General features: G+C 66.6%; 32 protein-coding genes. All 32 read left to right on the forward strand.

Translation table 11 applies throughout. The features are described from left to right. Positions 1–170 precede the first annotated feature (170 nt). The 32 genes from NM2_RS07105 to NM2_RS07250 all read left to right on the forward strand — a co-directional run bounded on the left by NM2_RS07105 (position 171) and on the right by NM2_RS07250 (position 24,432). Positions 171–902, forward strand: a complete 732-nt coding sequence (locus tag NM2_RS07105) for a methyltransferase (protein WP_169816117.1) — start codon at positions 171–173, stop codon at positions 900–902. Between the two features lie 77 nt (positions 903–979). Beyond that, positions 980–1,504, forward strand: coding sequence for a hypothetical protein (locus NM2_RS07110; RefSeq protein WP_067665587.1), 525 nt, complete (start codon positions 980–982; stop codon positions 1,502–1,504). After that, positions 1,501–1,656 carry a hypothetical protein gene (locus tag NM2_RS48750; protein WP_157120930.1) on the forward strand — a complete coding sequence of 52 codons (156 nt, stop codon included), beginning with the start codon at positions 1,501–1,503 and terminating at the stop codon, positions 1,654–1,656. The genes NM2_RS07110 and NM2_RS48750 overlap by 4 nt, the downstream gene beginning before the upstream one ends. 55 nt (positions 1,657–1,711) lie before the next feature. Further along, the gene (locus NM2_RS07115) at positions 1,712–2,026 is read left to right on the forward strand and encodes a hypothetical protein (protein ID WP_067665590.1); all 315 of its coding nucleotides are present in this window, start codon (positions 1,712–1,714) and stop codon (positions 2,024–2,026) included. Between the two features lie 16 nt (positions 2,027–2,042). Continuing rightward, positions 2,043–2,687 (forward strand): hypothetical protein, encoded by a 645-nt coding sequence (locus tag NM2_RS07120; RefSeq protein ID WP_157120931.1) that lies wholly within the window; start codon positions 2,043–2,045, stop codon positions 2,685–2,687. Between the two features lie 142 nt (positions 2,688–2,829). Then, on the forward strand, positions 2,830–3,540 hold the full coding sequence (locus NM2_RS07125; protein WP_169816118.1) for a bifunctional DNA primase/polymerase: 711 nt from the start codon (positions 2,830–2,832) through the stop codon (positions 3,538–3,540). 151 nt (positions 3,541–3,691) lie between these two features. After that, the gene (locus NM2_RS07130) at positions 3,692–4,144 is read left to right on the forward strand and encodes a hypothetical protein (RefSeq protein WP_067665595.1); all 453 of its coding nucleotides are present in this window, start codon (positions 3,692–3,694) and stop codon (positions 4,142–4,144) included. A 317-nt stretch (positions 4,145–4,461) separates the two neighbouring features. Then, the gene (locus tag NM2_RS07135) at positions 4,462–4,911 is read left to right on the forward strand and encodes a hypothetical protein (protein WP_067665598.1); all 450 of its coding nucleotides are present in this window, start codon (positions 4,462–4,464) and stop codon (positions 4,909–4,911) included. Positions 4,912–4,998: 87 nt separating this feature from the next. After that, positions 4,999–5,193, forward strand: a complete 195-nt coding sequence (locus NM2_RS07140; protein WP_169816119.1) for a DUF4314 domain-containing protein — start codon at positions 4,999–5,001, stop codon at positions 5,191–5,193. A gap of 97 nt (positions 5,194–5,290) precedes the next feature. Continuing rightward, complete coding sequence (locus NM2_RS07145) at positions 5,291–5,926, forward strand: hypothetical protein (RefSeq protein WP_067665604.1); 636 nt, start codon at positions 5,291–5,293, stop codon at positions 5,924–5,926. 35 nt (positions 5,927–5,961) lie between these two features. Further along, the gene (locus NM2_RS48755; RefSeq protein WP_157120932.1) at positions 5,962–6,216 is read left to right on the forward strand and encodes a hypothetical protein; all 255 of its coding nucleotides are present in this window, start codon (positions 5,962–5,964) and stop codon (positions 6,214–6,216) included. Positions 6,217–6,823: 607 nt separating this feature from the next. Next, positions 6,824–7,006: a hypothetical protein gene (locus NM2_RS48760; RefSeq protein ID WP_157120933.1), complete on the forward strand. Its 183-nt coding sequence runs from the start codon at positions 6,824–6,826 to the stop codon at positions 7,004–7,006. Positions 7,007–7,331: 325 nt separating this feature from the next. Next, the gene (locus tag NM2_RS07155; RefSeq protein WP_067665611.1) at positions 7,332–7,772 is read left to right on the forward strand and encodes a hypothetical protein; all 441 of its coding nucleotides are present in this window, start codon (positions 7,332–7,334) and stop codon (positions 7,770–7,772) included. 593 nt (positions 7,773–8,365) lie between these two features. Beyond that, positions 8,366–8,689 carry a hypothetical protein gene (locus NM2_RS07160; RefSeq protein WP_157120934.1) on the forward strand — a complete coding sequence of 108 codons (324 nt, stop codon included), beginning with the start codon at positions 8,366–8,368 and terminating at the stop codon, positions 8,687–8,689. 798 nt (positions 8,690–9,487) lie between these two features. Continuing rightward, positions 9,488–9,991, forward strand: coding sequence for a hypothetical protein (locus tag NM2_RS07170; protein ID WP_067665620.1), 504 nt, complete (start codon positions 9,488–9,490; stop codon positions 9,989–9,991). Positions 9,992–10,198: 207 nt separating this feature from the next. After that, entirely contained in the window at positions 10,199–11,359 is a 1,161-nt protein-coding gene (locus NM2_RS07175) for an AAA family ATPase (protein ID WP_067665623.1), read from the forward strand. Continuing rightward, complete coding sequence (locus NM2_RS48765; RefSeq protein ID WP_067665626.1) at positions 11,356–12,987, forward strand: vWA domain-containing protein; 1,632 nt, start codon at positions 11,356–11,358, stop codon at positions 12,985–12,987. Before NM2_RS07175 ends, NM2_RS48765 begins: the two co-directional genes overlap by 4 nt. 44 nt (positions 12,988–13,031) lie before the next feature. After that, positions 13,032–14,090, forward strand: a complete 1,059-nt coding sequence (locus NM2_RS07185; RefSeq protein WP_067665629.1) for a DUF6744 family protein — start codon at positions 13,032–13,034, stop codon at positions 14,088–14,090. Between the two features lie 224 nt (positions 14,091–14,314). Continuing rightward, positions 14,315–15,004, forward strand: coding sequence for a hypothetical protein (locus NM2_RS07190; RefSeq protein ID WP_067665632.1), 690 nt, complete (start codon positions 14,315–14,317; stop codon positions 15,002–15,004). A gap of 202 nt (positions 15,005–15,206) precedes the next feature. Next, the gene (locus NM2_RS07195; RefSeq protein WP_067665635.1) at positions 15,207–15,650 is read left to right on the forward strand and encodes a DUF3085 domain-containing protein; all 444 of its coding nucleotides are present in this window, start codon (positions 15,207–15,209) and stop codon (positions 15,648–15,650) included. A 549-nt stretch (positions 15,651–16,199) separates the two neighbouring features. After that, entirely contained in the window at positions 16,200–16,394 is a 195-nt protein-coding gene (locus NM2_RS07200) for a hypothetical protein (RefSeq protein WP_067665638.1), read from the forward strand. 75 nt (positions 16,395–16,469) lie between these two features. After that, positions 16,470–17,285: a hypothetical protein gene (locus tag NM2_RS07205; protein WP_157120935.1), complete on the forward strand. Its 816-nt coding sequence runs from the start codon at positions 16,470–16,472 to the stop codon at positions 17,283–17,285. Between the two features lie 104 nt (positions 17,286–17,389). Further along, on the forward strand, positions 17,390–17,596 hold the full coding sequence (locus NM2_RS07210) for a hypothetical protein (protein ID WP_067665644.1): 207 nt from the start codon (positions 17,390–17,392) through the stop codon (positions 17,594–17,596). A 182-nt stretch (positions 17,597–17,778) separates the two neighbouring features. Next, positions 17,779–18,414: a hypothetical protein gene (locus NM2_RS07215; protein WP_067665647.1), complete on the forward strand. Its 636-nt coding sequence runs from the start codon at positions 17,779–17,781 to the stop codon at positions 18,412–18,414. A 57-nt stretch (positions 18,415–18,471) separates the two neighbouring features. Then, positions 18,472–18,921, forward strand: a complete 450-nt coding sequence (locus NM2_RS07220; RefSeq protein WP_067665649.1) for a DUF4262 domain-containing protein — start codon at positions 18,472–18,474, stop codon at positions 18,919–18,921. Positions 18,922–19,150: 229 nt separating this feature from the next. Beyond that, positions 19,151–19,594 carry a DUF3085 domain-containing protein gene (locus tag NM2_RS07225; protein WP_067665652.1) on the forward strand — a complete coding sequence of 148 codons (444 nt, stop codon included), beginning with the start codon at positions 19,151–19,153 and terminating at the stop codon, positions 19,592–19,594. Positions 19,595–19,942: 348 nt separating this feature from the next. Next, entirely contained in the window at positions 19,943–20,920 is a 978-nt protein-coding gene (locus NM2_RS07230) for an NADAR family protein (protein ID WP_067665655.1), read from the forward strand. Between the two features lie 173 nt (positions 20,921–21,093). Then, the gene (locus NM2_RS48770; RefSeq protein ID WP_157120936.1) at positions 21,094–21,345 is read left to right on the forward strand and encodes a hypothetical protein; all 252 of its coding nucleotides are present in this window, start codon (positions 21,094–21,096) and stop codon (positions 21,343–21,345) included. Positions 21,346–21,762: 417 nt separating this feature from the next. Next, a complete protein-coding gene (locus NM2_RS07235; RefSeq protein WP_067665657.1) occupies positions 21,763–22,254 on the forward strand; it encodes a single-stranded DNA-binding protein in 492 nt (163 codons plus the stop codon). 433 nt (positions 22,255–22,687) lie between these two features. Further along, positions 22,688–23,767: a hypothetical protein gene (locus tag NM2_RS07240; RefSeq protein ID WP_067665660.1), complete on the forward strand. Its 1,080-nt coding sequence runs from the start codon at positions 22,688–22,690 to the stop codon at positions 23,765–23,767. Between the two features lie 102 nt (positions 23,768–23,869). Continuing rightward, complete coding sequence (locus tag NM2_RS07245) at positions 23,870–24,190, forward strand: hypothetical protein (protein ID WP_067665663.1); 321 nt, start codon at positions 23,870–23,872, stop codon at positions 24,188–24,190. Then, positions 24,187–24,432: a hypothetical protein gene (locus NM2_RS07250; protein ID WP_067665666.1), complete on the forward strand. Its 246-nt coding sequence runs from the start codon at positions 24,187–24,189 to the stop codon at positions 24,430–24,432. The genes NM2_RS07245 and NM2_RS07250 overlap by 4 nt, the downstream gene beginning before the upstream one ends. Positions 24,433–25,222 lie beyond the last annotated feature (790 nt).

The following is a 25,222-nucleotide window of genomic DNA, read 5'->3' on the forward strand; positions in this document are numbered from 1 at the left end:
GGCGTCGGTGTGCGCTCGGTGGAAAGTCCCGGGGCAACCGAATTGCGTGCAGACCATTCCGTCACTCTTCATAGTTGGAAAGGCGGTCGTCAATGGCCGTAAGAACATCAGTGCCCGTGCCCGAGTTCGTGCGGGAAATTCTTGCTGAATCGCGTACCGAGGGAAACAAATTGTTTCTCCAGACGCAGCTCACGCAGTCCGAGTACAAGAAAGTCGACCGGGTCCTCCATACCATGGGCGGCAAGTGGAACCGCCGAGAACGGGCCCACATTTTCTCCAGTGATCCCGCCGAAGTCATCGCGGCAGCCGTGGCCAGCGGTACAACCCCCAACACCGTGGGCAAGATCCTGGAGGCGTACTACGCCACACCCGAGCCGTTGGCCACACATATGGTCGCGGGCGAACACTCCGGCATCGCCGATCTCGAAGCCGGGGCCCGCGTCCTCGAGCCCTCCGCCGGCGAGGGGGCGTTGGTGCGAGCGATCTTGCACGCCAATCCGGACGTGCACGTCACAGCCGTGGAGCCCAATCCCGAACGCGCCGCCAAGATCGCTTCCGACCCGCGGGTGAGCGTGGTGGTGTCCAGCTTCGAGTCGTTCGCCGCGACCGCACCCGGGCCGTTCGCCGCGGTGGTGATGAATCCGCCTTTCGCGCTGCCGAATCGGCCGACGGTGTGGATGGAACACCTCTACACCGCCTGGGACCTGCTGGTCCCCGGTGGCCAGCTCCTGGCGATCGCACACGGCAGCTACACCTGGCGACCCGAGCGCAAATACCAGGCGATGCGCGAATTCATCACCGCGCACGGCGGCTGTGAGGAACTGCCCGCCCGGACATTCGCCACATCCGGCACCGAAGCCAACAGCGTATTCCTCCACGCCCGGCGCCCCGCCCACCTCTAGCCCCCTATTTCCGGCGCACACCCCACATGCGGGTGTGCGCCATGCCGGATGTCGAGCCAACTGGAAAGGGACCCGGGGTGGATAAGAAATCATCGGCCGTCGAATTGATGGATTCCGACCACGCATGGGCCGCGGCCCTGGAGTCGGTTCTCCCGGCCCACCATGCGATTGTTCTCCAGGAAATCGCGGCGGCGATCACGCACTACCCGCAGGACGCCGATATTCTGATCGCCGGCATCGACCTGTTGGGCCCTACGCATCCGTTGATGCGCAACACCGATCTCTACCGGTCCCACTGCCGTGAGATCCTCACCCGTGTCGCGGCCGGAACCGACACCCGTCCCGGAACCGCGGCGGAGGTCTGTGCAGTGTGCTCGGTGACGAGCCTGGCAGCGCCCTTCCGTGCCGCCGCGGTCGGGCTCTACCTGCGGATGTGGCGTATGGCGGGACTCCCGCAAATCGACGGCGTCACCGACGATCTCGATTATTACGAGCACAGCGTCGGCTCCCGGATCGATGAACTCGAGACGATGACGCGCCGACGGCTGGCGGTCGCGACCCGGCGACTCCCGTCTCCGGATCGCCCGGGGAGATCCGGATGACATACGACAACATCCATCTCGAGGGCCGCCGCACATATGCGATTGCGTTGGGCGACAAGGCTATAGCTCGGCGGGATACCGCCGCGACCGCGGAGCGGGCGCTGGCCGACATCGCGCCGGGCCCGCGTTACGGAGCCGTTGTATTCCCCTGATGTCCGCATGGCACCGCCGCACTCGACGAACCTCGAGACCAGAACGGATGTAACAGTGAACATCGTCCAGATCAATGGGCGCGATCGGCTCGTCGACGACGACGGGTTCTATCTCGAGCTGAGCGATGTCGATGATGGCCTGCTCCTGCTGCTGGTGGGAAATCCCGAGGATCCCACGGCCGGAATCGACCTGACCCCGAGCGCAGCATGCGGCCTTGCTGCCGCGCTGCACACCTGGGGCATCAACCACTCAACCCCTACGGGAGCGATTCACCTGCTGATTCACTCACTTGCTCGAACACTGATCCGTGTCTCGACGTCCATCGTGCGGGGTCACCGATTCTGTCGCCGCCTCGCCCGCATTCTCTGAAAAGGATTGTAGTTCGGTGATTTATCCCGACTTGCTCGATGAGCGGATACCGAGAATTCTCATGGCCCTGTCCACCTATGGTGGTGTCGATATGACCGTTGAAGACCAGTATCGCATCGATGACGAATTCGACATGGACGTCGTTCTGCATACCCTTCATGATGCCGGGCTGGTGTCGACCGATATCAACTTTCACGATGCCAGTGACGAGGATGGCATTTGCGGCTATTTCACCAAAGATATCCCCACCCCTCGGGGCACCGTGACTGTCGCCTTCGACGGTGTGGATTACGATCGGAATTTCAACGGTCCCCGCGACGATCGGGGCTACACCACCAGCGAACCCATCCGCACCGTGCTCGACTCGATTCTGGGTTGGCTCCACGACCAGGATCAGCGCGCCGACGCGCGGATCACCGCCCTGTGCGATGCACCGCGGACGCGGCCGGAATCCGCATCGACGACGGAGCCCGTCGACCGCGTATCGGTGGTGTCGCTGGGAGAACTCGTTTTCGCAGCCCGCGCTGGTATCGAACTTTTCGGCACCACTGGCGACCAGTTCGACGTCTTGAGTAGTAGCCAGATCGATGCCCTACAGCGAGTTGCCGAGGCGTACGGCACCGAGGACGATCACAGTCCACTGGTTGCGATACCCCTCTAACGGAATCCCGAACGTCATTCCGACCTACCCCTTGCCAACGTTATCGGCTCGCTGTCGACATGCGCGGCCTGCGAATACGCAGTGTACGGCCGGATGGAATCTGGAGATGAAGGGAGGCCGTCTTCTGTCTGTCGACGATTCGATGCTCGTTCACGCCCTGGGCTACGCTTCAGCCGGGCTGGCTGTGCTGCCGCTGGCTCGGCGCGGCAAGGTGCCGGTCACCGCCCACGGCAAAAATGATGCCACCACCGACCTCGACGCCATCCGGGCGTGGTGGGATGCTTATCCGTTGCGCAATATCGGCATCCGGCCACCCGAGGGCGTGCTGGTCCTGGATGTGGACCCTCGTGCCGGTGGCAACCTCGACACTCTCGGGCTGCTTCCGGAAACATGGACCGCGGTGACCGGCGGGGGAGGCTGGCACCTCTGGTTCCGTTGCCCGGGGCGGATTCGAGGGCGCTTGGGCAACGCGTCCGGGGTCGACATCAAGTCTCACACCGGCTACGTCGTCGTTCCGCCGAGCATCCACCCCTCCGGCGCCGTGTACACATGGCTCAACGACACCCGAATCCAGGCGCTGCCTGAACACCTGAGATCCAGAGCGCAGATTCGGTTCCCGGACACCACCCACCTGTACCGTCACGACCGCGACGGCGAGGGCCTGGTCCGGTACGTGCGGCGCGCCCAGCCCGGCCATCGCAACCAGGCTCTGTTCTGGGCGGCCTCCCGCGCCTATCGCGAGGCCGCGAACCAGAAACTCCTCGATGACCTCGTCGCCGCAGCATCGGACATCGGACTGCCACACAACGAGATTCACCGCACGATGCGCTCAGCGCAGCAACGATCCCACTGAACCCGACCCTCCGTCTCGGCACCACCGAGCATCTCGACCGGGGAGTCCCGGCGCGTCTGGAGAGACCATATCGCACATCACCACCGATCACGACCCGCACGGCCGACTGGTCGTCCGGGGCCGATCGCCACACGCAGACGGCCACGTCGTCGTGCTCGAGGACGGCCAGATCGTCCTGGCCGGCGACTTCCGCGAACCCACGATCCCTCCGGCGTTGCTGGATCTGCTCATCGAGACCCTGCACGAAACCAGGCGCTACGTCACCACGCCGCAGATCCCCGACAACGCGATACTCCTGGCACGGTGTGTCACCGACGAGAGTGTCTGGGCCACAAGCGAAGAACTCGCCGATCCGGAGCTCGTCGAGGAACTCGCCGGGGTGCCCTCGCGCCATAGCGCCGACATCGCAATCACCGTCCAAGGCGGCGACGGCACACTCGTCGCCGCCTACACCGTGCACACCAATCCGCTCTCTCCGATCGGAGAGGATCCCGTCGATGTACTCGAACGCCACGGATGGCGCGTCGTGGCCGATCGCGGCCTGGACGAATGGCACTACCGGCACCTGGTGATCGAACGGGCCGTGCCCCCCACCGACAACTGATGCCGCCCACGAGGATCGCATCCGGCTTGCAGTCAGGCCAACAACCGCCACCGTGAATTTCCGTGCACACCAACGGAATCAGCGAACCTCGGCGAGTCGACGAGGCGGCGGCGCCCACCAGCGCGCTCACACGATGCGATTCATTCGTACGCGCGAGGGATCACCGCGATGCCGATCCCTGATGGCAACGGCTATCGCGCCTACCACGTCGACCGGATCGCATCAGCGCGTGCTGCGGCCGCGCAACGTCGATACCCGTAATCACGCTGTGCGACAAGCCATTTACTCCACGGAACTTCGAGGACAGGACATCGAGCATGACCATCGAGTTCATCCCGGTACCACCGGATCTGTACCGCGCGGCCGAACCCGAGGCGGGCACCGTGTTGCCGCCGGCGACCGGCCGGTACAAACGGCAACGCCCGACCGAGCAGTTCGACCCGAACTGGGAATTTTTGTTGACCGGCCACGCGTCCACGACGGCGGTCGTGGCGTGTGTGACCAACAGTTGGGTCGATGTCCCCGAGCGGGTATGGCCCGAAATCCTGCGGCTGTATTGCCCGAAAGCATGGGCGATGCTGGCCGGTGCCGGCGTCTCGTTCGAATCCTGGCAAGTAGGTCATTGCCCCGCTCCGCTGCGCGGCCAGGTCTCCGCAACCGCCAATATGGAATTGGGCGGCTACGCGGTCTTTGTCGTGATGGATCTGCCCGATCTGGAGGGATACCTCGTCAAGGCATTCGGTCAGCTCCCTCACTTCGGCTTCTAACCACTGACCGAAGCAACTTGTCCCCTCTCACACCACCAGTTCCGACACTCGCGACGGATTCGTCGCATGCACGAAGGCGGTGCCCCGATGGCAGAGATACCGATTGTCGGTGACCGGGTCCGGATCACCGGCCCGATGGACGACCCCGCGCCCTTGGATATCGGTGAGGAGGGCACCGTCACCGCTGTTCTCCCTCATTCCTGGGGAACCCAGATCTTCGTGTCCTGGGACAGCGGCCGTCACCTCATTCTGGTCGACACCGATCCATTCGAAGTGCTGTGATCTGCGTATTTCCAGCCGCACGCACGGTGCTACCGCTATCCCTCGAGTGACCGATCCGCTGCAAGATCCGATACGCCGCAAGAAAGGACCTTGTGCGATGGCCGGGGCCAGAACACGCCGTGCACGTCGGGTGGCCGAGGCGATACCGCTGGCTGCCACGCTGCGTGCGCACGGCGCCGAGTGCGACAGCAGTCCGATGACCCGCCGCGCCAGCTGCCAGCGGTGGTTCGAGCTCACCACACCGCTGACCGTCGACGATCGGGGCGATACCCCCGCCGTGGAATCGAACTTCGACGTCGCCGAGTCCCGCATCAACGCCGCCTCCGCGTTCGGGGTCGGGTACCGGTACGACCTGTGGCCCGGCGGAACCCTCCGCACCCTGGTGGTCCGCGCCGATGATGCCGGCGCGCTGGATGCACTCGATGCCGTGATCACGGCCCTGGAAAACTATCCCGTCCTCGATGACGAGGACCTCTGGCAGCGCGAGTGGGACCAGAACCACCCAGACGGCGGCACCCGCGAATGCCACGCCGACCACGATTGCGGCTGCCACTACCGGACCCACCAGCACACCGTGGACGTCCGGGAGAAAGGTCGCGCCTATCCCTGGTGCAGCACCTGCTACCAGGACGTCCAGGACTGGAACCACGACCGCTTCGACCCTCACGACCCACGACCGGAACCACTGCACCGGCTCTGCCACGAGGCGACACTGTTGCTGCCCTCTACGTAACCCATTGCGCTACAACCCAATAAGGAGAGTGTCAGGTGACTGCCGTCCCGCCTGCCACCGCGTTCGATCAGTGGCTGGATACCCTCGGCACCGCTGCCGATGCCACGACCGGCCACGACGTTCAGCAGGCCCTTGCTCACGCCCATCGCATCGCCGAGGTCCACGCCGCGCGCGCGTCCGGGCAGTGGACACAACTGTGCCGCGCCCTTCTCCAACGATCCGGGTCCCACCCCGGCGATGGGCTCGCTCCCGGCACCACAGGGCCACACACTCCTGAGCACGGGTCGTGAGCCGCAACGGTTCTCGCTGCGCAGCTGAACCCGATTACCTACTGGCTGCCTCGGCGACTGGTGCGGTGTTCGGCTGCCGGATGGTCCTGGGGTGGCTTCCACCGCAACCCTGGCATGCTCATCACGGGCCGCGTGCGTTGAGTGTGCTGAGCAATCGAGGCCGCGGCTACCGCAGCGCCCATCGCCGCGCGGCGGCAACATGGTTTGGGGTCCGACATCCCGGGGAGGTCCGCAAATACGTGACCGAATCCACCTGCTCGCTCGACGGCGTCATGCAAGTGCGCACCTTCTGGCGACCGACCGTGCCTGTCGACCGTGACTGGTGGCCCGAATCCTGACCCGAGTCACATTCCGGCCACTCCAGCAACCGTCGCTTCACTCTCACCGTGTCATCACCGGACTGCCCCCACCTAGTGCCAGAGGTGTTCGATTGCGCGCCAGGGTGTACGGCGACGGGCAACGCGGGCGGCGGCTTATCGACAACGCGCACCGCGCCGCCGCCGGCTCTCTCGGGGTGCGCGCCAGGCTGATCGACCGCGACGTACCACTGCACCGACCCCGCAGGAATCTCACCTGTCTATCAGATCGGACCCGAAAGGTTCACTCCGTGAACATAATTCAGCACATTTCCTGGTGGGCGCGACTGCTGACCGGGATCGTCCTGGTCCTCGCTGCCCTCATCGCCGAACTCGCCAACGATATGCGCGACAACGACTCGACGCCCCTGACCGTCTCCAGCGTCGTATGTGGAATCGCGGGAGTCGCGGTGCTGTTACCCCTGCTCGTATAGCTGTTGATCGGCATCAAATACGATGTGCCGCAGTAAATTTGTTCGATGGCTCCGCGTGAGAGTGCCCGGCGACCTGCCGCGGCTTCGAAAGTGCCTGGGGCCGTTGCTGCCCGCCGGGGGAGTTTCGGCGCCACCGAGGGCTGTCCTTGTCCTCGAGGTCGCTGCTGGGGGAGGCGATCTCACCGCCACTGGTTGTGGGGCCACCTGCCGTGGCGGTCGAATCCCTGGACATGCCAACACTTTCGGGATGTTATGGAAGCTGTGCCGCCACGGCCGGTGGGGCGGGCGGCAGCCACCAATCCTCATCTCGTTAGGAGAGACGGCCATGCCCAAACATGCCGAAGGCGAGTCCACTGTGTCGGCCCCGTCGCAGATTCCGTTCCGGTCGGCGCGCTACGCCGTGGTGACGAACCTCTACCACAACACGTCGCCCTCGGCAGTGACCGTCGGCTATTCCGCCGAGACGGACGAGGTCGCCGAGGTCTACGCCTACTACCAGCATGATGTCCCCAATAGTGTGTCCGACCTGGATCTCGCCGGGCAGATCATCGAGTCGTTCGGTGTCGTGCCCGATCCCGCCGACCGGGCAGCGGATCATCGCGTCGCCAACTACGTCGATCGTGGCAACCGCCCGTTGGCGCGCGGTGACGTGATCGCGATCGATCACCGCTACTATGCCCTGACCGAGACCGGTTTCACTCCGATCGCCCGCCCCCGCACCGCGACGTCCGGGCAACCGCTGCCCGCGGGAACCACACGACTGTGAGACCGGATCCGCTCGGCGACTCCAATCCTTCGCCGGCCTTCCACCCGGCTCACTCTGGCCTCCCGCTCTGCGCTCGACGGCCCTCCTCCACAGGAGCGCCTGCCGGAGGACTCCGGCGCATCCGGGAAACTTGCAGGCACGCAGACACCGTCGTGATGCGGAGCGCCACGTCCACCGGCCGCGCGGCATAACATCCGACTGTCGCTGACCATCTTGCTCTTCCCTTCATCCTGCGAATTGCGACTTCGCCGAGCAACGTTGTCATCAGCGCACGCAGGGAGGGATGATTCCAGGTCCACCGGGTTGAGCGCCGAAATACCGAACGTGGCCGGTCTTCGTCTCGTGCCTATCTCCCGTGCGGCGCGCGCGGCCGTTCCGGCGCGCTTCGCCGCACCAGCCCGGACATCATCGGCACTCACGGTGCCGATGATGTTGTTCCCGGGCGGATCGCTTTCAACATGCACCATCGGCCAGCGTGGTGCTGGCCGTCCATGGCCGATCGACAGTTCGCATGGGCCTTGCTGCGTGAGAACGATATGGCCGCACAGGCTTTCGGCTGTCGCCACAACCCCGAGAACGGAGAAAGTATTTTCATGGGTGTTCGCATCGCTCCTGCCACATCTGGGGAAGTCGACATCTTCTACCGACCCGACACCGGTGATCTGGAGTTCTGGCAGCACGACCGGGTTCGAGTCGTGCTGGCTGCCGTCGCACCCGTCGACGACTTGGCCGGGGCCGTGGATCTGATCGCGGATCTGGGGTGGCGTCAGACCACCGAGTTCGTGTGGAGCGACCAGGAACGCGACTACGTCGCATCGGTCATTCGTCACTCTGGCGCCGATCCCGACATACCACGGCTTCTGCACGGAGCCACGGATGTGGAAATCAACGCCTACCGCGACTTCTACACCGAGTAACCGAGGGCCCTGCCCACCAACGGATTCCGCCGATCACTCCATTCCCGGCCCGGTGCTGTCCTGTTCCATCGATCAGAACAGCACCGGGCCGGCCTGCACTCCACGCGGCACGCTCGTACCTGGTGGTCCGGCGGTCCACATAGCCAGCGCGCTCACCGGCATCACACGGATCTTCCGATTCGCCGAATTGTATGTCCGCCAGCATGGTTCATGCCGGGAGGTGCCCACACCCTGCCGAGCGATTCTGCCGCGCCGACCCTCGAGCGTGGTCGATTCGCAGAGAACCAGCGCGATTCACGCATCGCGAACCCACCGCCACACCGGCCTGCTGCGAGCAGCGGGGAATTCGAGGACGACCTCCCTGGATTCGATGACCGGTGAGCAGATCATTCCATCGACCACGCCGCCCGACGGCACGAAGCGCACACGCGCGCGCCGCCGGACTTCCGGCACGACGCGTTGATTTACCGGGACGCCGGAGGGGGCAGCCCGCGCGGAGGCACCCAGCCCGGCCCCGCCACCGCCTTGAGGCAACCGCGAATCCCCGCCCGGTCTCCGGGAGATCTGGCGCCACCGGCTCGGGGTGTCGCTGTATCGGGCTTCTCGTTCGTAGTCGCGGATCGGCGAAATCTCCACGGACAAGCCAGATTTCCGACCGCCGATGCCGCGTCGACCGCGTAAAGCAGCCGGTCCGGCCCGGAGGTGGCCGTCGGCGTAGATCGCTGCCGCGCTGCGGTCCGTGAATCAGGGGCGTGGCCTCAATTCCGAAGCACATGTCGTTGGCGAAGGAGGCATCCAATGGGTCGCCGCCCGAAAATCGATGTCGATGAGGTCTACACCACTGTGATGGGTGTGGTGGCGCGCGATCAGGACCGCCGCGATACCTACCTGGCGGAGGGGCACTCACCCCGATACCAGGTGCGCGGCGCACCGAGCTGCTTGGTGGCCGCGGTTCTCGCCGAATTGGGTTGTTCGGCAGGGGTTCTGCGCGATCTGGATCGCGAAGCGGGCCACGGAAAGCACCGTGGCCCTGTCGAGTTCGGGTCGTCGCGGCACCGATATCTGCAACGATTCACTTCGCCCGCGCAGGCCCTGCTGGATTCGTTGCAACGCCACCAGGACACCGGAGTGACCTGGAAGACCGCCGCCGACCGTGCATGCGGGCCAACCCCGCACTGGCTCGACGCTCGCCACCACCGCCAAGGCCGTCCGTGGGCACCGCCGGACTCAGGCCAGGTATTCGACCAGCGGCCACTGCCCGCCCAGAACCCTACGCCGTCCGCGCCGGAGCGAACCGAATAGCCGACGACCCCCTGCGGCCAGGTCGGCGCCACCGCTGCCGAACCGGGATCCCTGCCGTCGCCTGCGGCTGCCAGGGGCGATCCAGTGGTTCCCCTCTGCATCCCCGTCTGTTGTTGTTTCCGTTCTCATTACTCGGGAGTTGTTGTGACCGTTGCTGTTTCACCTGTTGCCGTTGGCTCTGCGGTACCCGCGTCTACCGACGCGACCATGCGTGCGATCGTGTCCGAGCTGTCGGACCGGTTCTACGAGCGCGGGGAGGTCGTTCATGCCGTCGTCGTGGCCGTGCTGGCGCGGCAGCACTCGTTTCTGCTCGGCCCGCCCGGCACCGGAAAATCCGAGTTGTGCCGTGCGCTGACCGAACGGATCATCGGTGCGCGCCGGTGGGAGATGCTGCTGTCGAAATTCACCTCTCCCAGCAAGATGTTCGGGCCCATCGACGTCGGCGCGCTGGCCCAGGGCCAGTACCGGCAGATCCTGGACGACCACGCCGCCACCGCTCACATCGCCTTCGTCGATGAAATTTTCAAATGTGGTGTCGGCGCATTGAACGAGACTTTGTCGTGGCTCAATGAACGCCGCTACTCTCCCGAAGCCGGTGGGGCTCCGATCGAGTGCCCGCTGATTTCCGCGGTGACCGCGTCCAACGAGCTGCCCGACGGCGAGGAGACCGCCGCGATCTGGGACCGGCTCAGCGTCCGCATCCACGTCGACTACCTGCGCACCGAATCCACGTTCATCGACCTGCTCAAGTCCGACCCGACCGGATCCGGACCCGTCACCACGGTCGATCTGGACGCGCTGTTGCACGCGGTGCACATCGAGGTGCCCGCGGTGACCGTGCCCGACGCGGTTTTCGACACCATCGCCGCGTTGCGGACCACGCTGCGGGCCGATGGGATTGTCGTGTCGGATCGGCGCTGGAAACAGAGCGTCGGGTTGTTGCGGGCCTCGGCATGGCTGGCCGGCCGCGACCGCGTCCAGGACACCGATCTGACGATCCTGACCCATGTGCTGTGGTCGGCCCTCACCGAACGGCAGACAGTGGCCGAGCGGGTCCTGGAAGCGGTCAATCCCGACGAGCGTGAGGCGTTGACCGTCGAGGAGTCGATCACCGACCTCGGCCGCGAGTTCGACCGCAAACACGCCGACCTGTCCCCGGACGACCTGTGCGTATGGGTCATCAAGGAGGCCAACAACAAACTGAACTCGCTGAAAACGACGCTGTCGGAACTGCATTCGCGGGCAAGCGCCGCGGCACGGTCCACCAGCACCATCGACCGGGTCGAGTCCATTCGCGCGGACCTGCACGCGCGAATGATGTCCCAGCTGCTCAACGCCCCCACCACTACGGACGGGACCCAGCCGTGAGCACGCCGCAGCCGCAGCCGCAGCCGCACTCCACGGTCGGCCAGCTCGCGGGGCGGGCGGCGCGCTGGCTCGGGCTGGGCCACCCCGCCCCGCAGCATCGCCACGCCGTGGCCGGGGACCGGCTCGACGAGCAGGTCTGGACCCAGACCTTCGACGAAGCCCCCGCTCTGCCGGTGCTGGAGAACCAGATCAGCGACGGTCACACCCACCCCGGCGATTTGCTGCACGACCTGTTCCTGGCCGCCTACAAGGCCCAGCCTCGTATTCGTGACGCCGAGGACATGCTGGTGTCCCGGCTGCCCAATCACGCGGTCGTGTCCTCGATCGCCCGGACCCCGGAATTCCAAGCCCTGCACCGGCACACCGTCGGCGACCGGTACGCCGCGGCGATGGCTGTGCTGGCCCACGCCGACGCCCTGAAATCCTGGTCGGACGACAGCGACCAGGCGCAATCCGCCGCCGACGACGCGGACCAGCACGCCCGCCGCGCCCAGGACGCCACCGATGCGGTGACCGCCGCATTCGACGACGCGACCGCGGGACGGGACCTGTCCGACCCGGTCCCGGACCAGCAGGCCGACACGGTCGATCGGGCTATCGCCGACGCGAGCGCCGCCGCCCAGGACGCCGCCGATGCCGCCGCGGACGCTCAGCATGCCGCGGCCGAGGTCGGGGCCGCACTCCGGGCGAACCTGCGGGCCGCCGCCGACAAGGCTGTCCAGGACGCCGCCGCCGAGCAAGCCCTCATGACGGCGTGGGGTATCCCCGACGAGCAGTTGGAACGGATGTCGTTTCGGGAGCGCACCGCACTGGCGCAGCGGCTGCGGTCCGGGCGTTTGGGCGAGTTCGCCGATCTGATCGGCCGGTTCCGAGTGATGGCCGCGGGCATCTCCGCGCGCCGCAGCAGCCACGGCCGCGACGAGGTCATCGGTGTCACCCTCGGCGCCGATCTGTCGCGGCTGATCCCCTCCGAGCTAGCCGCCATCGGGGTCCCCGCACTGCGGGCGGTGTTCGCCGCCAAATACGCCGAGCAGCAACTGGCGATGTATCAGACCGTCGGACCGAAGCCTGAAAACCGGGGAGCGATCATCGCGTGCATCGACTGTTCCCCCTCGATGCGCCAGCGCCATCCCGGCCCCGGCGGTCGAGAGGTGACCCGCGAAGCGTGGGCCAAGGCCTGCGGGCTGGCGCTGTTGGACCAGGCCCGCCGCCAGCACCGCGATTTCGTCGCAATCATGTTCGCCGCCACCGACGACGTCTCGGTCTACCGATTTCCCGCCACCGACGAACCGCTCCTGGACCAGGTACTGGCATTTGCCGACCATCCCACCGGCCACGGCACCGACTTCCGAGCCCCCTTGGAACAGGCCGCGGACATTCTCGCCGGCCAATACAACCACGACGGCGCGGCCAAGGGCGACATCGTGCTGATCACCGACGGCGAAGACCACCTCGCCGACGCCTGGCTCTCGCGGTGGCGGGATCGCAAGGCCCGCTTGGGATTCCGCACCTTCGCCATCGCCATCGACACCACCCCGACCGACACCCTGACCACCCTGGCCGACCATCTCACCCTCGTCGACGAACTCGTCCCCGCCGCCGCCGACGACCTGTTCACCGCCCTGTAACCCCCGCAGAGCTCTGACCAGCAGAACCTCGAGAGGACATCACGATGACCGCCCTTGCATCCTTTTACGTCGCACCCGCCGCCAATCACAACCGGCTGGCCGCCTACACCGACCAGACCAGCCGCAATCCGCTCTTGGGTTACATCGTGGTCTACAGCGTGTTCCGCGGCCAGATCACGCTGGCCGACGCGACCGCGCAGTTCCGGGATCTGCGCTTGAACACCGACCTGTTGCCCGGACCGCTGCGCGCGGACGACGCGTTCCTGCGCGTCACCGGCGCCGACGGCATCCGCGACACCTACCGTCTGGACACGCTGCGCGACGACGGCACCGACGCCCCGGTACCCGGTGCGCCGAGCCCGGCCGGTCCCGTGCGGTCGGCCAGCCTGATGATCCGTCCCGTGCGCCGCGACAGCCAGCGCATCGTGCGCCACATCGTGCGTGAACTGCGTGATGAATCCGCCTCTACCCTCGCCTACGACACTCACCTGGGCGAAGTCGTCTTCGAACGCGACAGCGCGTCGAGCAGGTCCGGCCGGATGGTGATCCGGCTGGACCACGATGCGATCGCCGCGGAGCTCTCGCCCGCCGAGCAGCAGCGTGTGCACGCCCTCGTGCGCGCGGTCCAGGAGCAACATCGGTGGCAGTGCGAGTATCTGGGGGCCGACCGGATCCGCACCCTGCTGCGGGAGTACATGCACCGCCTCGACGCGGTTCCGGTGCGCCCCACCGGCGGGGTGTATTTCATCACCGCCGACCATGAGGCCACCCTCGAGGGTCTGCACCAGTTCATCGAGGGCCTCGGGCACCACAGCATGTTCGCCCGCATCCCGCTGCCGGATGAGACCGAGATGCGTCAGCTGATCATCACCTCGTTCATCGCCTCCGCCAAGGACGCGCTCCAGAAGCTGTCCACCGACATCGCCACCGCACAGCGAACCGGCGTCACCGACAACAAGCGCAAGGCCCTGTTCGACCGGTTCCGCACCCTCAAACACCAAGCCGCCGACTACTCCCAGCGGCTCGAGACCGGCCTGGGCGACACCACCTCATCGCTCGATCTGGTCGAAACCCAGCTCACCGCCCTGTTGCAGTCGCAGTAACGCCACGCTCCCGCGCCGCGCCGCCGTTCCTGGGCCCGCCACCAGGCGGGCCCACCGGCACCACCGTCCCCTCCGCCCGCGGCGCGTGAGTTGCTCACGGACAACCCGGCCGGCCGCCCGCCACACAAATCCACGCCGACGGCGGAGACGGTAACGGTAACGGTGCTGACGATGCGAATCACAGCGCCTCGGTCCATGTAATCCCTAGTTACACAAAGGATGTAATGACCATCCAGACCAGCATTCGACATCACCGCGCGACCCGGCCGCACGATCGCACCGCGAGCCACCGCGGCGCCGCCGACTCGCGCCGTGCGGTGACCGAGGTGCTGCGGGGCCATGTCGATGAGGACTCGGCGGTCATCGATCGTGACCACCCGTACGGGTTCACCCGCACCACGATGCTGTCGTGGGTCGACAAGGGCCGCAACGGTTCCGATCGCTACTTCACCCGCAGCCTCAACCCGTACACTCAGCGGTGGAATACTGCGCGCCGCAACTTCACCGCGCCGCGCATCTTTCTGGTCCGCCGCCAGACCCGGCAGGTGGTCCCGCAGATCTTCTCGATGCACCGGTGGACAGCGTGGCCGGCGTTCTACACCTCGGGGATCTGGCCTGTGCTGAGCACTGCCGAGCGCAAAGACATCGCGCAGATCCTCCACACGTCCACGATCTGGAATCCGATGTGCGAGGCGGACTGGGACCCGATCGTGGCCGCGATCCGCTACGGGCACCTGGCCACAGCGCCGGAATGGAACCGCAGTCTGCCTCAATGGAGTGTGACTCCCCTCGAATTCGGCAGCCTGCGCGCCTACATCGGCATGAACGGCCCCGACCTACGCCTGCGTGGCTGGTGGACCCTGCGCCCACCGCGCGCACGATCGGCCTCCCGCGTGTCCTCGCCGCCCCGGTGACTATGCCGCACGCCGCCCCCAGTGCCTCCGCCGCCGACACTGGCTGACACCGTCCAGGCGCGACAGCGACTCCCTTCTCCTCGGCACGCGAGATCCGTCTTTGCCGAGGTTCGGATCACTGGGGGCGCAATGTAACTCACTTCTTCGCAGTGGCGAAAGCCGGTCTGGCTCGTGTCACCACCGATTCGTAGGGGAAGCCCCGATGGAGTCGATCGATCTCTTTTTCCGTTTGCCGGAGGTGGTGAAGATCGCCGAGCATGCGGTCGCAGCCCGACAGCATGTCCAGTCGGTCACTCAGTACTACAACGACGAGCCCGCCGAGGCGTCGCTGATGTGGGTCAAGGACGACGGCACCTACCTGATGAGCAATGGGAGTCCACGCCAGCTCGCCGATCCAGATGAACCCGAAGGCGCATCACTGGTCGCTTACGCGATCGGCTGGGGCCCACGGACCGGGCCCGACATCGGACGAACTCCGGTCGGCGGCGACGATTTCGCTGAGCATATCGAGCTGGCCAAGCCGGTATCCGGCAGCCACACCCTGCTCGATCTGATCCGCCACCACGCCGCGCAGGGAGGCTGGCTGATCATCACCGCCAACCCACGAACGTATGGAATTCGCTTCGCGCCTGCTGGATCCCTGTGAGACCCCGGCCGTCGTTCGACCGAATGGACCTGCATCGGCACGAACGGCCCCGACCTACGCCTGCGTGGCTGGTGGACCCTGCGCCCAACCGCACACACGATCAGCCTCCCGCGAGCCCTCGCCGCACCGGTGACACTGCTCTCCGGCAGACCCGCGTCCGCATATGCCCCTTCGTCCGGGTGAGTAATTGTCATCCGTGCGTTCGGTCGCTGTGCGCGACATTGTTTCCGCCCCAGAGGTTCTCGAACCGCCCGGCACAGCGCAGGCGGCGCCGCTTGTCGTTCCTGGACACCGTCGATGTCGACGGCACCCACGAATTTCTCGATTTCGTATTGGATCTGGTCTGACCACCACGAGCGCGGCCAGCACTCGGCACCGGATCACCAGGTGCGCCTCGAGCGGATCGTACCGGCACGCCATCGCAGCCGTCCACCAGCGGCAGCGGCGCCGATCACGGTGTGCCTCACGCATCCTGCCCGCTGGGTTCCCGCACCCCGCGTTCGAGCATTCAGCCGATCTGTTCCCGTTCGTCCCGTCAGGAGCAACGTCATGAGCACTAAAGACGATGCATCGCAATCGATCCCGTCCACGGCCGGTGCGGATGACCGGACCTCGCTCGCGCCCCTGACCACCGACGAGAAAACCGAGCTGATGATGCTGGTGAAGACACCCGATCTCCCTTGCGCCCAGATCGCTCGCATGATCGAGCTGTCCCAGCGTCACGCCGCGTCGCGACCGCGATGACCGCGATCCGGAGCCGCTGACGCTCCTTGCTGTACCGCTTGTTCACACCGACCTGGAGTAACTCTCATGCCTCACTTGTTCACTGCTTCCTGGATCGATGACTCCGAGGATGTCTGCGCGTTGGCGGACGAGGTCTTCGACGCGTGGGTCGAGATGAAGTCCGACGCGGCGTACGGGTTTCTCCAGTCCTCCCGGCACACCTCCGAATCGCCTGGCCGGCTGTCGTTCCGGGCATGCCTGACCGAGACCCTGCGGGACGGTACCCGGGAGACGAGCGAGGTCGCCGCGATGCGCAGCCGCGATCGGTTCGACGACTCGCCGTCGGGGTGGCTGACGGTGGATGTGCACCGCAGTGGGGAGGATCTGCACGAGTACCTTCCTTCGCCGTGGCTGGTGCAGCAGTTGATCGCGCGCGGTGTGCGGCCACGGTTCGCTGGTGATCCGCTCTCGGTGTCGCCCACCATGGTACGTGGCCGGGACGGGGGAGAAGCTCTGGCGGCGCGGGTGACCGAGTTCGAGCGCCGGATCCCGCTGGTCGTGCTCAGCAGCGAGCCCGACCTGTTCGCCCGGTTGCGACGCGAACGCAGCAATCTGGCCGACATCGCGGCCGAGACGGCGCGGTCGTGCGCGGGACTGGCGAGCGTGGTCCTGGTCGACGAGGCCGCACGGACCCAGTTCAACGATGCGGTCGGGCCCGAGCTCGCCCTGGACGCGGGGGGATTGCGGGTGTTCCGGCCCGAGGCGGACCCTGCGGTGGACGCCGAGGCGCGCCGCCACCCGCACCGCCGGGCCGAGACATGGTATTCCCACCCGGCTACGGCTCCCGCGTTCGTCGGGCGGCTTCTGGCGTCCGACGCTCTGATCGCCGCACGCGGCGCGGTGACGGTCTGAACTGCCGGATCACTCGCCCGCCCCATCGCCGCAGCGGGCACGTTGATGGATGTGAGGATCCGACCGAATCACCATGATCCCCGCCGAGATTCCGCTCACAGCCCTTGCGGTCGGTCGGCGCGCTCGTCGTCGCCGCGATTCTCGCCAGATTGCTGCGTGATACCACGCGATGCGAAGGCGACCTCGATCCCGGCAGCCGACGCAGCGACACCTCGGCCGACCTGCACGCCGTGGTCATCGTGATCAGGCCGTCACCGGAGGCGTCCGTGGACGTCGTCATCACGGTTGCGCGACCAGCGAGCTACACGTGAGAACACGAGTGTGCCGATCGCGCGGGCTGCGTCGTGTCACCCGCTCTGGCAGTGGGGCCACTGACCGTGGCGGCGAAAACCCTGGACACACAAGCGGTTTCAGCGATGTCATGGAAGCCTGGTTGTCGCCGTCGCGGTGTGCAGCTGGCATCATCCCTCTTTCCCGACAGGAGCCCTGCGCCGTGTCCGAACACCTCGACTTCGACTATCCCTTGACTCCGATCCTCGCTGGCGGTGTGCGTGCCGAGGCGGCCGCGCACCGCGCCGCGGCGTTGCGTCAGCTGCGTCTGGCCGGCACCGGCGATAATCCGCAGTCCCGGCTGGCCGCTGCCACGGTCCATGTCGTGGCCGCGCTGACGCTGTTGATCTCCGAGGACGTCGACACGATCGACACGGCCGCCGAGGTGCCTGCGCTGCCCCTGCCACGCAACTTGCGGTACTCGGTCGCCGTGGAGGTGTTGCACAACACCAACCCCGACGCCGCGACCACCGGTTACACGGACCAGGCCGACGAGCTCATCCGGGTCTATACGTACAGCGATCGCGACGTCGCGGACACCGTCTCCGACCACGAGATCGCCGCGCGGGTGATCGGGTTGTTCGGTGCCGAGCCGGATTCGGCCGCGCAGCAGGTCGATCACCGTGCCGCGAACTACTTCGGCCGCGGCAACCGTCCGCTGACGCGTGGAGACGTGGTCGCGATCGATTACCGCTACTACGCCTTCGCCGATATCCGGACCGGTCTGCTCGCGCCGATCACTCAACCCCGCCTCGCTGTCCTGGGACGGCCGCTGCCCACCGGCACCACCCAACTGTGAACTCCGCAGCGCCCATTGTCGGCCGTGCGCTGCGGCCCTGAACCGGAAAGCATCCCCATGTGCTGGCTGTGCGAGCATCACGACCGCACCTTCACCGACTATCTGACCGAGGTCGAGACCATCCTGGCCGACCACGGCTGGCTCATCCAGGGCATCGACGCCGGACCCGAATCACCGGCCTGGGCGTACACGGTCGGACTCACCCGCCGCCACCGGCCCGAACTCGTCATCACCGGTTTGCCGTATCCCCGGGCCGCGGACATCCTCACCGAGGCTGTGGGACTGCCCGCCACGGCGACCGACCCCGGGACACGGATCACCATCGCGGGCCAGCTGGTCGAATCGGTCGCGGTCGCCGCACCGGTACCCCGATTGGTCGTGGCTGAAGCGCTGTTCGGCCACGCCGTCGACGCGGTACAGCTGGTCTACCCCGATCGCAGCGGATCCTGGCCATGGAACAGCGGATACTCCGGCGACCAACCCCTGCTCGGCCTGCCGATGCACTGACCGCTCCCACCGCACGTCACATCGCTCGCCGGATCTTTCTCGGTGACCTCCCCGACCGGGGCGAAAGATCCAGTATCACACCATATCCGAGCCTGGATACTGTTCCCCGTCGTTGCTCGGCGCGCGGTGCGCCGACCGAATTCCGTTCTCTCCCTGAGAATTTATTCGCCCCCCACGGCGCATCGCGCTCGCCGTATCAGCCCCATGATCTGTGAAAGGAGATTTTGTGATGGAGTCGATCGCTCTGTGGTTCCGGCTGTCCGAGGTCGGTGTGATCGCCGAGCACGCGGCCGCTGCCACCCAGCATTCACCCTCGATCACCCAGTATTACAACGAGGAGCCGGGGGTGGCGTCGCTGGTGTGGGTCAAGGACGACGGAACCTACCTGATGAGTAACGGGATCCCGCGTCAGCTCGCCGATCCCGATCAGCCCGAGAGCCGTTCTCTGGTCGCGTATGCGCAAGGCTGGGGTCCCGGTACCGGACCCGCGATCGGGGACACTCCGGTCGGCGGGGACGATTTCGCCGAGCACGTGGAGCTGGCCGAGCCGGTATCCGGCGGCGGCACACTGCTCGACCTGATTCGCCATCACGGCCGGGCCGGTGGATGGATGATCATCACCGCCAACCCGCAGAAGTATGAAATCTCCTTCGCCCCAGCCGGATCCCTCTAACACCCGGCCATCGTTCGACCGGATGCCGCCTCGACACCGCTGTTGCTCCCGGCCTCACGTCCCGACCCGGCACCGACTCATGAACTGGACAACCCCGGCACAGTGATCCCAGGTGATATCGGGGAATTTTCCAGGCTCAGGTCGTTCGTGAAGGAATTGGCGATAACGCATCGTCGGAAATTCAACACCGCGAATGACTACTGCGCATTGAACCGCGTGGTGGACGGCGATACCGCCGGGAGTACCTGATCAGGCACTGCGCCACAGCTACTCGATCACCTCGATCATGGCGCGGCGTCTGTGCAGCCGAAACCCCGCAGGGTGTTGTCTATTTCAAGGGAGTTCGGGATGAAGGTGATCGACTGCTTTCGCGACGAGTTCGATTTCTTGTCGAATTTTTCTCAGTACCCGGCCGCCTATGACGGCGTGGAATACCGGTCGGGTGAGCATGCGTTCGCCGCGGCGAAAACCCTGGACCGCGACCAGCGTGCCGCTATCGCTCTGGCGCACACTGCCGGTGCAGCGAAGGCCGCCGGTCGCCGGGTGCAGTTGCGGCCGGACTGGGACCGCAGGGTGCGGTTCGAAGCGATGCGCGAGATCCTCGCCTCGAAGTTCACCGCCCCGGCATTGGCTACCCGATTGACCGCCACCGGTGACCTGCTACTGATCGAGGGCAATACCTGGCGGGATGGCACGTGGGGGCGCTGGCAGCGGCCCGGGTTTCTCACCGCCACCGGCGGCAACGAGCTGGGCTGGCTGCTGATGCGCACCCGCACCCGTCTACGGGGCCTGGACCCGGCCGTGCACTGGCCCCGCGCCGCCCTGACCGGCCATCGCGAACACCTCCTCGCCCCGGACACGCATGCCTGGGTGCGAGACGAACTCGCCCGTATCGCACGGAAGTTGTGTGCCGAGCACGCCACGACGGTCGGGTGCAGCGGGATGGCGACCGGCGCGGACACCTGGTGGGCCGAGGCGGTCGAACAGGCCGACGGGATGAGCCTGTGGGCGTATCGGCCGTTTTCCGGCCAGTCCGATCGGTGGAGCGCCAGCCAGCAGGACGATCACCGCCGGTTGCTCGACGCGGCCGCGCGAGTGGTCACGGTCGGGACAACCGCGGAGAAGCGATTCTTGTTCGCGCGCAACGAGATCCTGATCGGCGACGCCGACGTGGTCATCGCGGTGCGCGATCGGCGCATCACCAGCGGCGGCACGGTCGCGGCGCTGGCCTACAACGCGCGCCGTCGACCGGTCATCACCCTGGACGTCATCACCCGCCGCACGAGCATCGACATGGGAATCGGCTCCGATCTTCCCGCGTCCTGATCCAGGACACGTCGGGGCGGACCGCACCCGGTCCGCCTCCTGGCATCAGGTTTCACCCCGACGAACCTGCACGCACTGTGCGGCCGTGGGGCTACCAACACGCCGTAGTCACCCACCTGCCGCGTCCGCACACCATCCGGCTATCCACACGCCACCGTCGAAATGAGAAGCCTGTGAGTTCTCCGCATCCTGACCACCACGTCATCATCGATCTCAGCCCTGCACCGCACACACTCGAGGTGAGGCTTTCCGGGGCTGGCCTTTTCAGCGTCGACATGCCCACCAGCGACGAACCCATCACCGACCAGCAGCTCCGCACCTGGCTGACCGACGTTCTCTCCGAGCATCTCGACTACGTCGTCGGCCATCTCGCCACGGCCTATCGCGACGCTGTGGACACTCCCTTCGACGAGCCTCCCTTCTGAAGCCTGCCCCGATCCAGGTTCGGCGCAGACGTTGACCGCCATCAGCGCCTACGACATCAGGGCCTGTCACCGGAATTCGTTGTGCCCGAAGCGCTGTGGCGTGATCACTACGACAACGGGCTGTCGCCGCTCGACGCTGTACCGCAACCGCAATGTACCGGTGTGAAACTCTGCGGTGAGCAAGATCTGCGGCCACTTGCCGGTAGATACCGGGCAAACCCCGCGGAGCCGCTCGGTCTCCGTCGACAGCGCGAGAGTGATCCACGGCGAGGGTGCGGTGCCTGTATTCGCGCCCTCGGCACTCTGATTTCCCCTTGTTCCTCTCCTCGCGTCGCGTCCTGGGACCGGTCGCGGCGAGTTCGTCGCGCCGTTCAGGCGTGAATCCCCCTGTGTTGAAACACTATTGAAGGAGCCGTCATGGCCGAAGACACCTATATCACGATCATCGGGAACCTGACCGCCGATCCCGAATTGCGGTTCACCCCCGCTGGTCAGGGCGTCGCGAATTTCACTGTCGCGCAGACCCCGCGCATCTTCGACCGTAACACCAACGAGTGGCGCGACGGCGAAGCGCTGTTCATGCGGTGCAACATCTGGCGCGAGGCCGCGGAGAACGTCGCAGAAACGCTCATCCGCGGGAGCCGGGTCATCGTCACCGGCAAACTGGTCTCCCGCACCTGGCAGACCCGCGAGGGCGAGAAGCGCACCACCGTCGAGCTCCAGGTCAGCGACATCGGCCCGTCGTTGCGGTTCGCGACCGCGAAGGTCACCAAGACCACCCGCACCGGCACGGCAGCTCAGTCGGCTCCGGTCGCGAGCGATGATCCGTGGCAGAACAGGCCTGCGGCGCAGAGCCCCGCGCTCGCCGGTGTCGGAGCCCGAGCCCAGGACGACGAGCCCCCGTTCTGAGCGTTCCACTGCTGGCTGCTGGGCCCGTTCCACGGGAGCGGGCCCAGCCCGGTGTCCACGGCCCATTCCAGCGGTCTCGTTGTGTCCCTGCGCCGTTCGGCTCTGTATGTGACGAATAGGGGAGTGGGTTGTGGGGGCCGGGCTGCTCTGGCCGGCCGCTCGACCAGCCAGCCCGAGGGCTACCGGATCCCGGTGCCACGCCCGAGGGCCCGCGCCCGGCGCAACCGCATTTCCCGGCGCGACGCCCCAGCCTCTCGCCCACTTCGGGTGGTATGCGCGGAAATCCGGCCGCGCACGCCCCGGCGCGTTCCCTCCGGCGCGGCACCGTGACCCGGTCCGACGCCCCCTGGCTGGTCGAACGACCAGCCAGCCCATCCCTCCGGTATGCGCTTGTGCCGCAGGGGAGTTCGCTTGTCCAAGAAGGGACCTTCCGATGTCGCAGTCCATGACACTGACCGAAGCCATCACCGCCGCGGGCGGCCTGTTCGACGCCGGTGATCCGGCCGCCGCGCGCCGCCAGTTCGCCCGCGCCATCGCCGATATCGCCGCACCCGAGGAGATCGCCCTGATGATGCAGATGGTCCGGATCTTCGAAGGCGATTTCTACACCGTGGCGCTGGCCGACCTGCGCGCGATGTGGAGTACGCGTCCGCAGGATCGGCACCTGCTCGAGCTGTGCGTGCCGCACAGCGACCCGCAGCTGTACTGCCCGATCGCCTACGAGGCGCGCACGATCCCGACCGAGGAATCCACCGAGCCGGTGACCACCGCACGAGGGTCCGACTGGTTCGACGACACCGATCAGGCCGCGGGCCCGCGGCGTGTCCGGCTCCAGCATCGCGACGAGTTCTATCGTCGGCCCAGCAAGGCCACCAAGGCTGCCGCGTCGAGGAACCCGCCGCGCGACGAGGCCCGCCGTGCTGTCCGGCGGCCGTGGGTCGAGGAGCAGCGGGAGGTCATCGAGTACTTCGCCACCCGCTACATGAAGGATGACGACCCCGATCACCTGCCGGTGCGTGACGACACCGACACACCGGCGACCAGGCCCGCCTACCAGGTACAGACTGAGGTGCCCGTCGGCTACGGCATCGACTTCGACAAGGCCAGCCTCTACCCGGTCGTCGGCTGGCGGTGCGTGTCGTGCTTCATCGAACGCGCCGTCGCCGACGCGCGCCCGCACGATCCCCGCACCGGTGAGCGTCGCAGCGACGACGGCCTGTGCGACAGCTGCCGCGACGCCGCCATGCCCGGCATCCCGGCACTGGATCCCGGGTACGGCTGGGACGACGAGGTGCTGGCCTTCTGCGGCTACCTCGCCACCACCTACCCGCGCGCGGCGAAGGGACTGCTGCACGAGCAGTACCGGCGCTCACCCGACCATGTGCGGGACGTCATCGCAGCCTGGGTGCATGCCCACCCGGTCCCGATGAACGACTGGACCCCGGCCGATCCGACCGAGACCGACGCCGACCATCCGATTGTGGACGAGTCGTTGCTGACCTCCGCAGCCTGACCCGCTCACACCGACCGGCTGCCCCCATCCGCGGGGCGGCCGGTCGGCCTGCGTGGCCACGACCGCCGCCACAGCCGACCCGCACCAGACAGGACCAGCTTCATGGACCTCACCGACAGCGCCCCCGTCCCGCCCGAATCCGTGCCCGCGGCAGGAGGTCTCCTCTGGTACGACTCCCGAACCCGCACCCTCACACTCTGGCTGGACCCGGTACGCACCGACACCGTCGTCGCATCCCAGGACACCCCGGAGGCGGTCGATGCTGCCCTCGCCCGCCGCGGCTGGCCCCGAGAGAGCGGCTTCGCTTTCGCTGCCGACTCCGACACCGTCCGATACGCCGCCATCGGCCCGATCACCGACCCGGATTCCACTGGCCCCGCCTGCCCGACCTCGGCGACATCACTCCCGACGGCTTCCCGGTGAGCGCGGCACCCGTGGCTGCCGAGCCCCACGCGACCGAACTCGCCGTCGATGCTGCCCTGCGTCGCGCCCACCAGGCGCTCGGTGACGCGGCCTACCTGATCACCACCGCCAACGGGGAAGCTGTGGCCCGCGTGTACGGGTGGCTGTTCGACAACGCGTTCCAGGCCGTGGAAACCCTGCTGGTCGTGCGGGCAGGCGATAACGCGCGCACCGCCGCCCGATTCGGCGGCGCGACCCGATAACCCCTCATGCGGGTAGATGTATCAGCCATGCAGGTAGATGTGTCGGCGCGGCAAGCACGAAGGCTTGCCACTCGTAGCCCGCAGGTTCGAGTGGCCGGTCAAGACCGCGCCGACACCGCGCCCGACCGGCACAGGGACAGTAACGACCCACGACCGGACGCTCACCCATCACTGTAGACGCCGGACTCCGGCACGTCCGGGACCCAGCCGCGAATACCAGCGCGCTGCGTCCTTCGCGGACGCGCGTACTCCCGCAGACTCATCCGCTGGCCGCGTCGCCGGACGCGCGTCCGCCGCTGTCGAACGATCGTGGCGGATGGACCCGGCGTCGTCATCCGACGCGCACGCCTGGCCGCACACCGGCCGCCACCGATCCGAGCGGCGCGGCCGGTACGTGTCCGCGCTATCGGCTGTCTTGATCGAATCAGAATTCGCAATGAGGAGTTTATTATGGTGGCGTATCGAGGGAAAACCGATTGCGCATCGAGCCATTGCACACGAATCCGGTACACCGCCGAGGACGGCTCAATTGTTTCCCAGTGTTTCGACTGGCACTGCTGCTATTGTCACGGTCCAGCCGATTCGATGGGGGTATGTTTCGACCGCCGTTCCCGCTACCGCGCGGCCGAACAGCGATTCGTGTCGATGATCGAGCGAACCCACGCTGGCGCTGCCCCGACCCTGCCGTCCGGCCCCCGCAGGATCCGCATTCTGCTGAATCGCCGCCTGGCCCTCGTCGACGGATACCGGCCGACCGACGTACTACGCGAAGTGTATGCCTACGACGAGA

Origin of the sequence: Nocardia miyunensis NBRC 108239 (assembly GCF_001613065.1) — a bacterium.
In the GTDB taxonomy this organism is placed as follows: Bacteria; Actinomycetota; Actinomycetes; order Mycobacteriales; family Mycobacteriaceae; genus Nocardia; species Nocardia miyunensis.

Coding starts and splice junctions, on each gene's coding strand:
- NM2_RS07195 (WP_067665635.1), top strand. CDS start 15,207: ATGGAGTCGATCGATCTCTTTTTCCGTTTGCCGGAGGTGGTGAAGATC.
- NM2_RS07235 (WP_067665657.1), top strand. CDS start 21,763: ATGGCCGAAGACACCTATATCACGATCATCGGGAACCTGACCGCCGAT.
- NM2_RS07145 (WP_067665604.1), top strand. CDS start 5,291: ATGGCCGGGGCCAGAACACGCCGTGCACGTCGGGTGGCCGAGGCGATA.
- NM2_RS48750 (WP_157120930.1), top strand. CDS start 1,501: ATGACATACGACAACATCCATCTCGAGGGCCGCCGCACATATGCGATT.
- NM2_RS07135 (WP_067665598.1), top strand. CDS start 4,462: ATGACCATCGAGTTCATCCCGGTACCACCGGATCTGTACCGCGCGGCC.
- NM2_RS07190 (WP_067665632.1), top strand. CDS start 14,315: ATGACCATCCAGACCAGCATTCGACATCACCGCGCGACCCGGCCGCAC.
- NM2_RS07170 (WP_067665620.1), top strand. CDS start 9,488: ATGGGTCGCCGCCCGAAAATCGATGTCGATGAGGTCTACACCACTGTG.
- NM2_RS07245 (WP_067665663.1), top strand. CDS start 23,870: ATGGACCTCACCGACAGCGCCCCCGTCCCGCCCGAATCCGTGCCCGCG.
- NM2_RS07240 (WP_067665660.1), top strand. CDS start 22,688: ATGTCGCAGTCCATGACACTGACCGAAGCCATCACCGCCGCGGGCGGC.
- NM2_RS07125 (WP_169816118.1), top strand. CDS start 2,830: ATGCTCGTTCACGCCCTGGGCTACGCTTCAGCCGGGCTGGCTGTGCTG.
- NM2_RS07200 (WP_067665638.1), top strand. CDS start 16,200: ATGAGCACTAAAGACGATGCATCGCAATCGATCCCGTCCACGGCCGGT.
- NM2_RS07220 (WP_067665649.1), top strand. CDS start 18,472: ATGTGCTGGCTGTGCGAGCATCACGACCGCACCTTCACCGACTATCTG.
- NM2_RS07155 (WP_067665611.1), top strand. CDS start 7,332: ATGCCCAAACATGCCGAAGGCGAGTCCACTGTGTCGGCCCCGTCGCAG.
- NM2_RS07230 (WP_067665655.1), top strand. CDS start 19,943: ATGAAGGTGATCGACTGCTTTCGCGACGAGTTCGATTTCTTGTCGAAT.
- NM2_RS07185 (WP_067665629.1), top strand. CDS start 13,032: ATGACCGCCCTTGCATCCTTTTACGTCGCACCCGCCGCCAATCACAAC.
- NM2_RS07225 (WP_067665652.1), top strand. CDS start 19,151: ATGGAGTCGATCGCTCTGTGGTTCCGGCTGTCCGAGGTCGGTGTGATC.
- NM2_RS07140 (WP_169816119.1), top strand. CDS start 4,999: ATGGCAGAGATACCGATTGTCGGTGACCGGGTCCGGATCACCGGCCCG.
- NM2_RS07160 (WP_157120934.1), top strand. CDS start 8,366: ATGGGTGTTCGCATCGCTCCTGCCACATCTGGGGAAGTCGACATCTTC.
- NM2_RS07175 (WP_067665623.1), top strand. CDS start 10,199: ATGCGTGCGATCGTGTCCGAGCTGTCGGACCGGTTCTACGAGCGCGGG.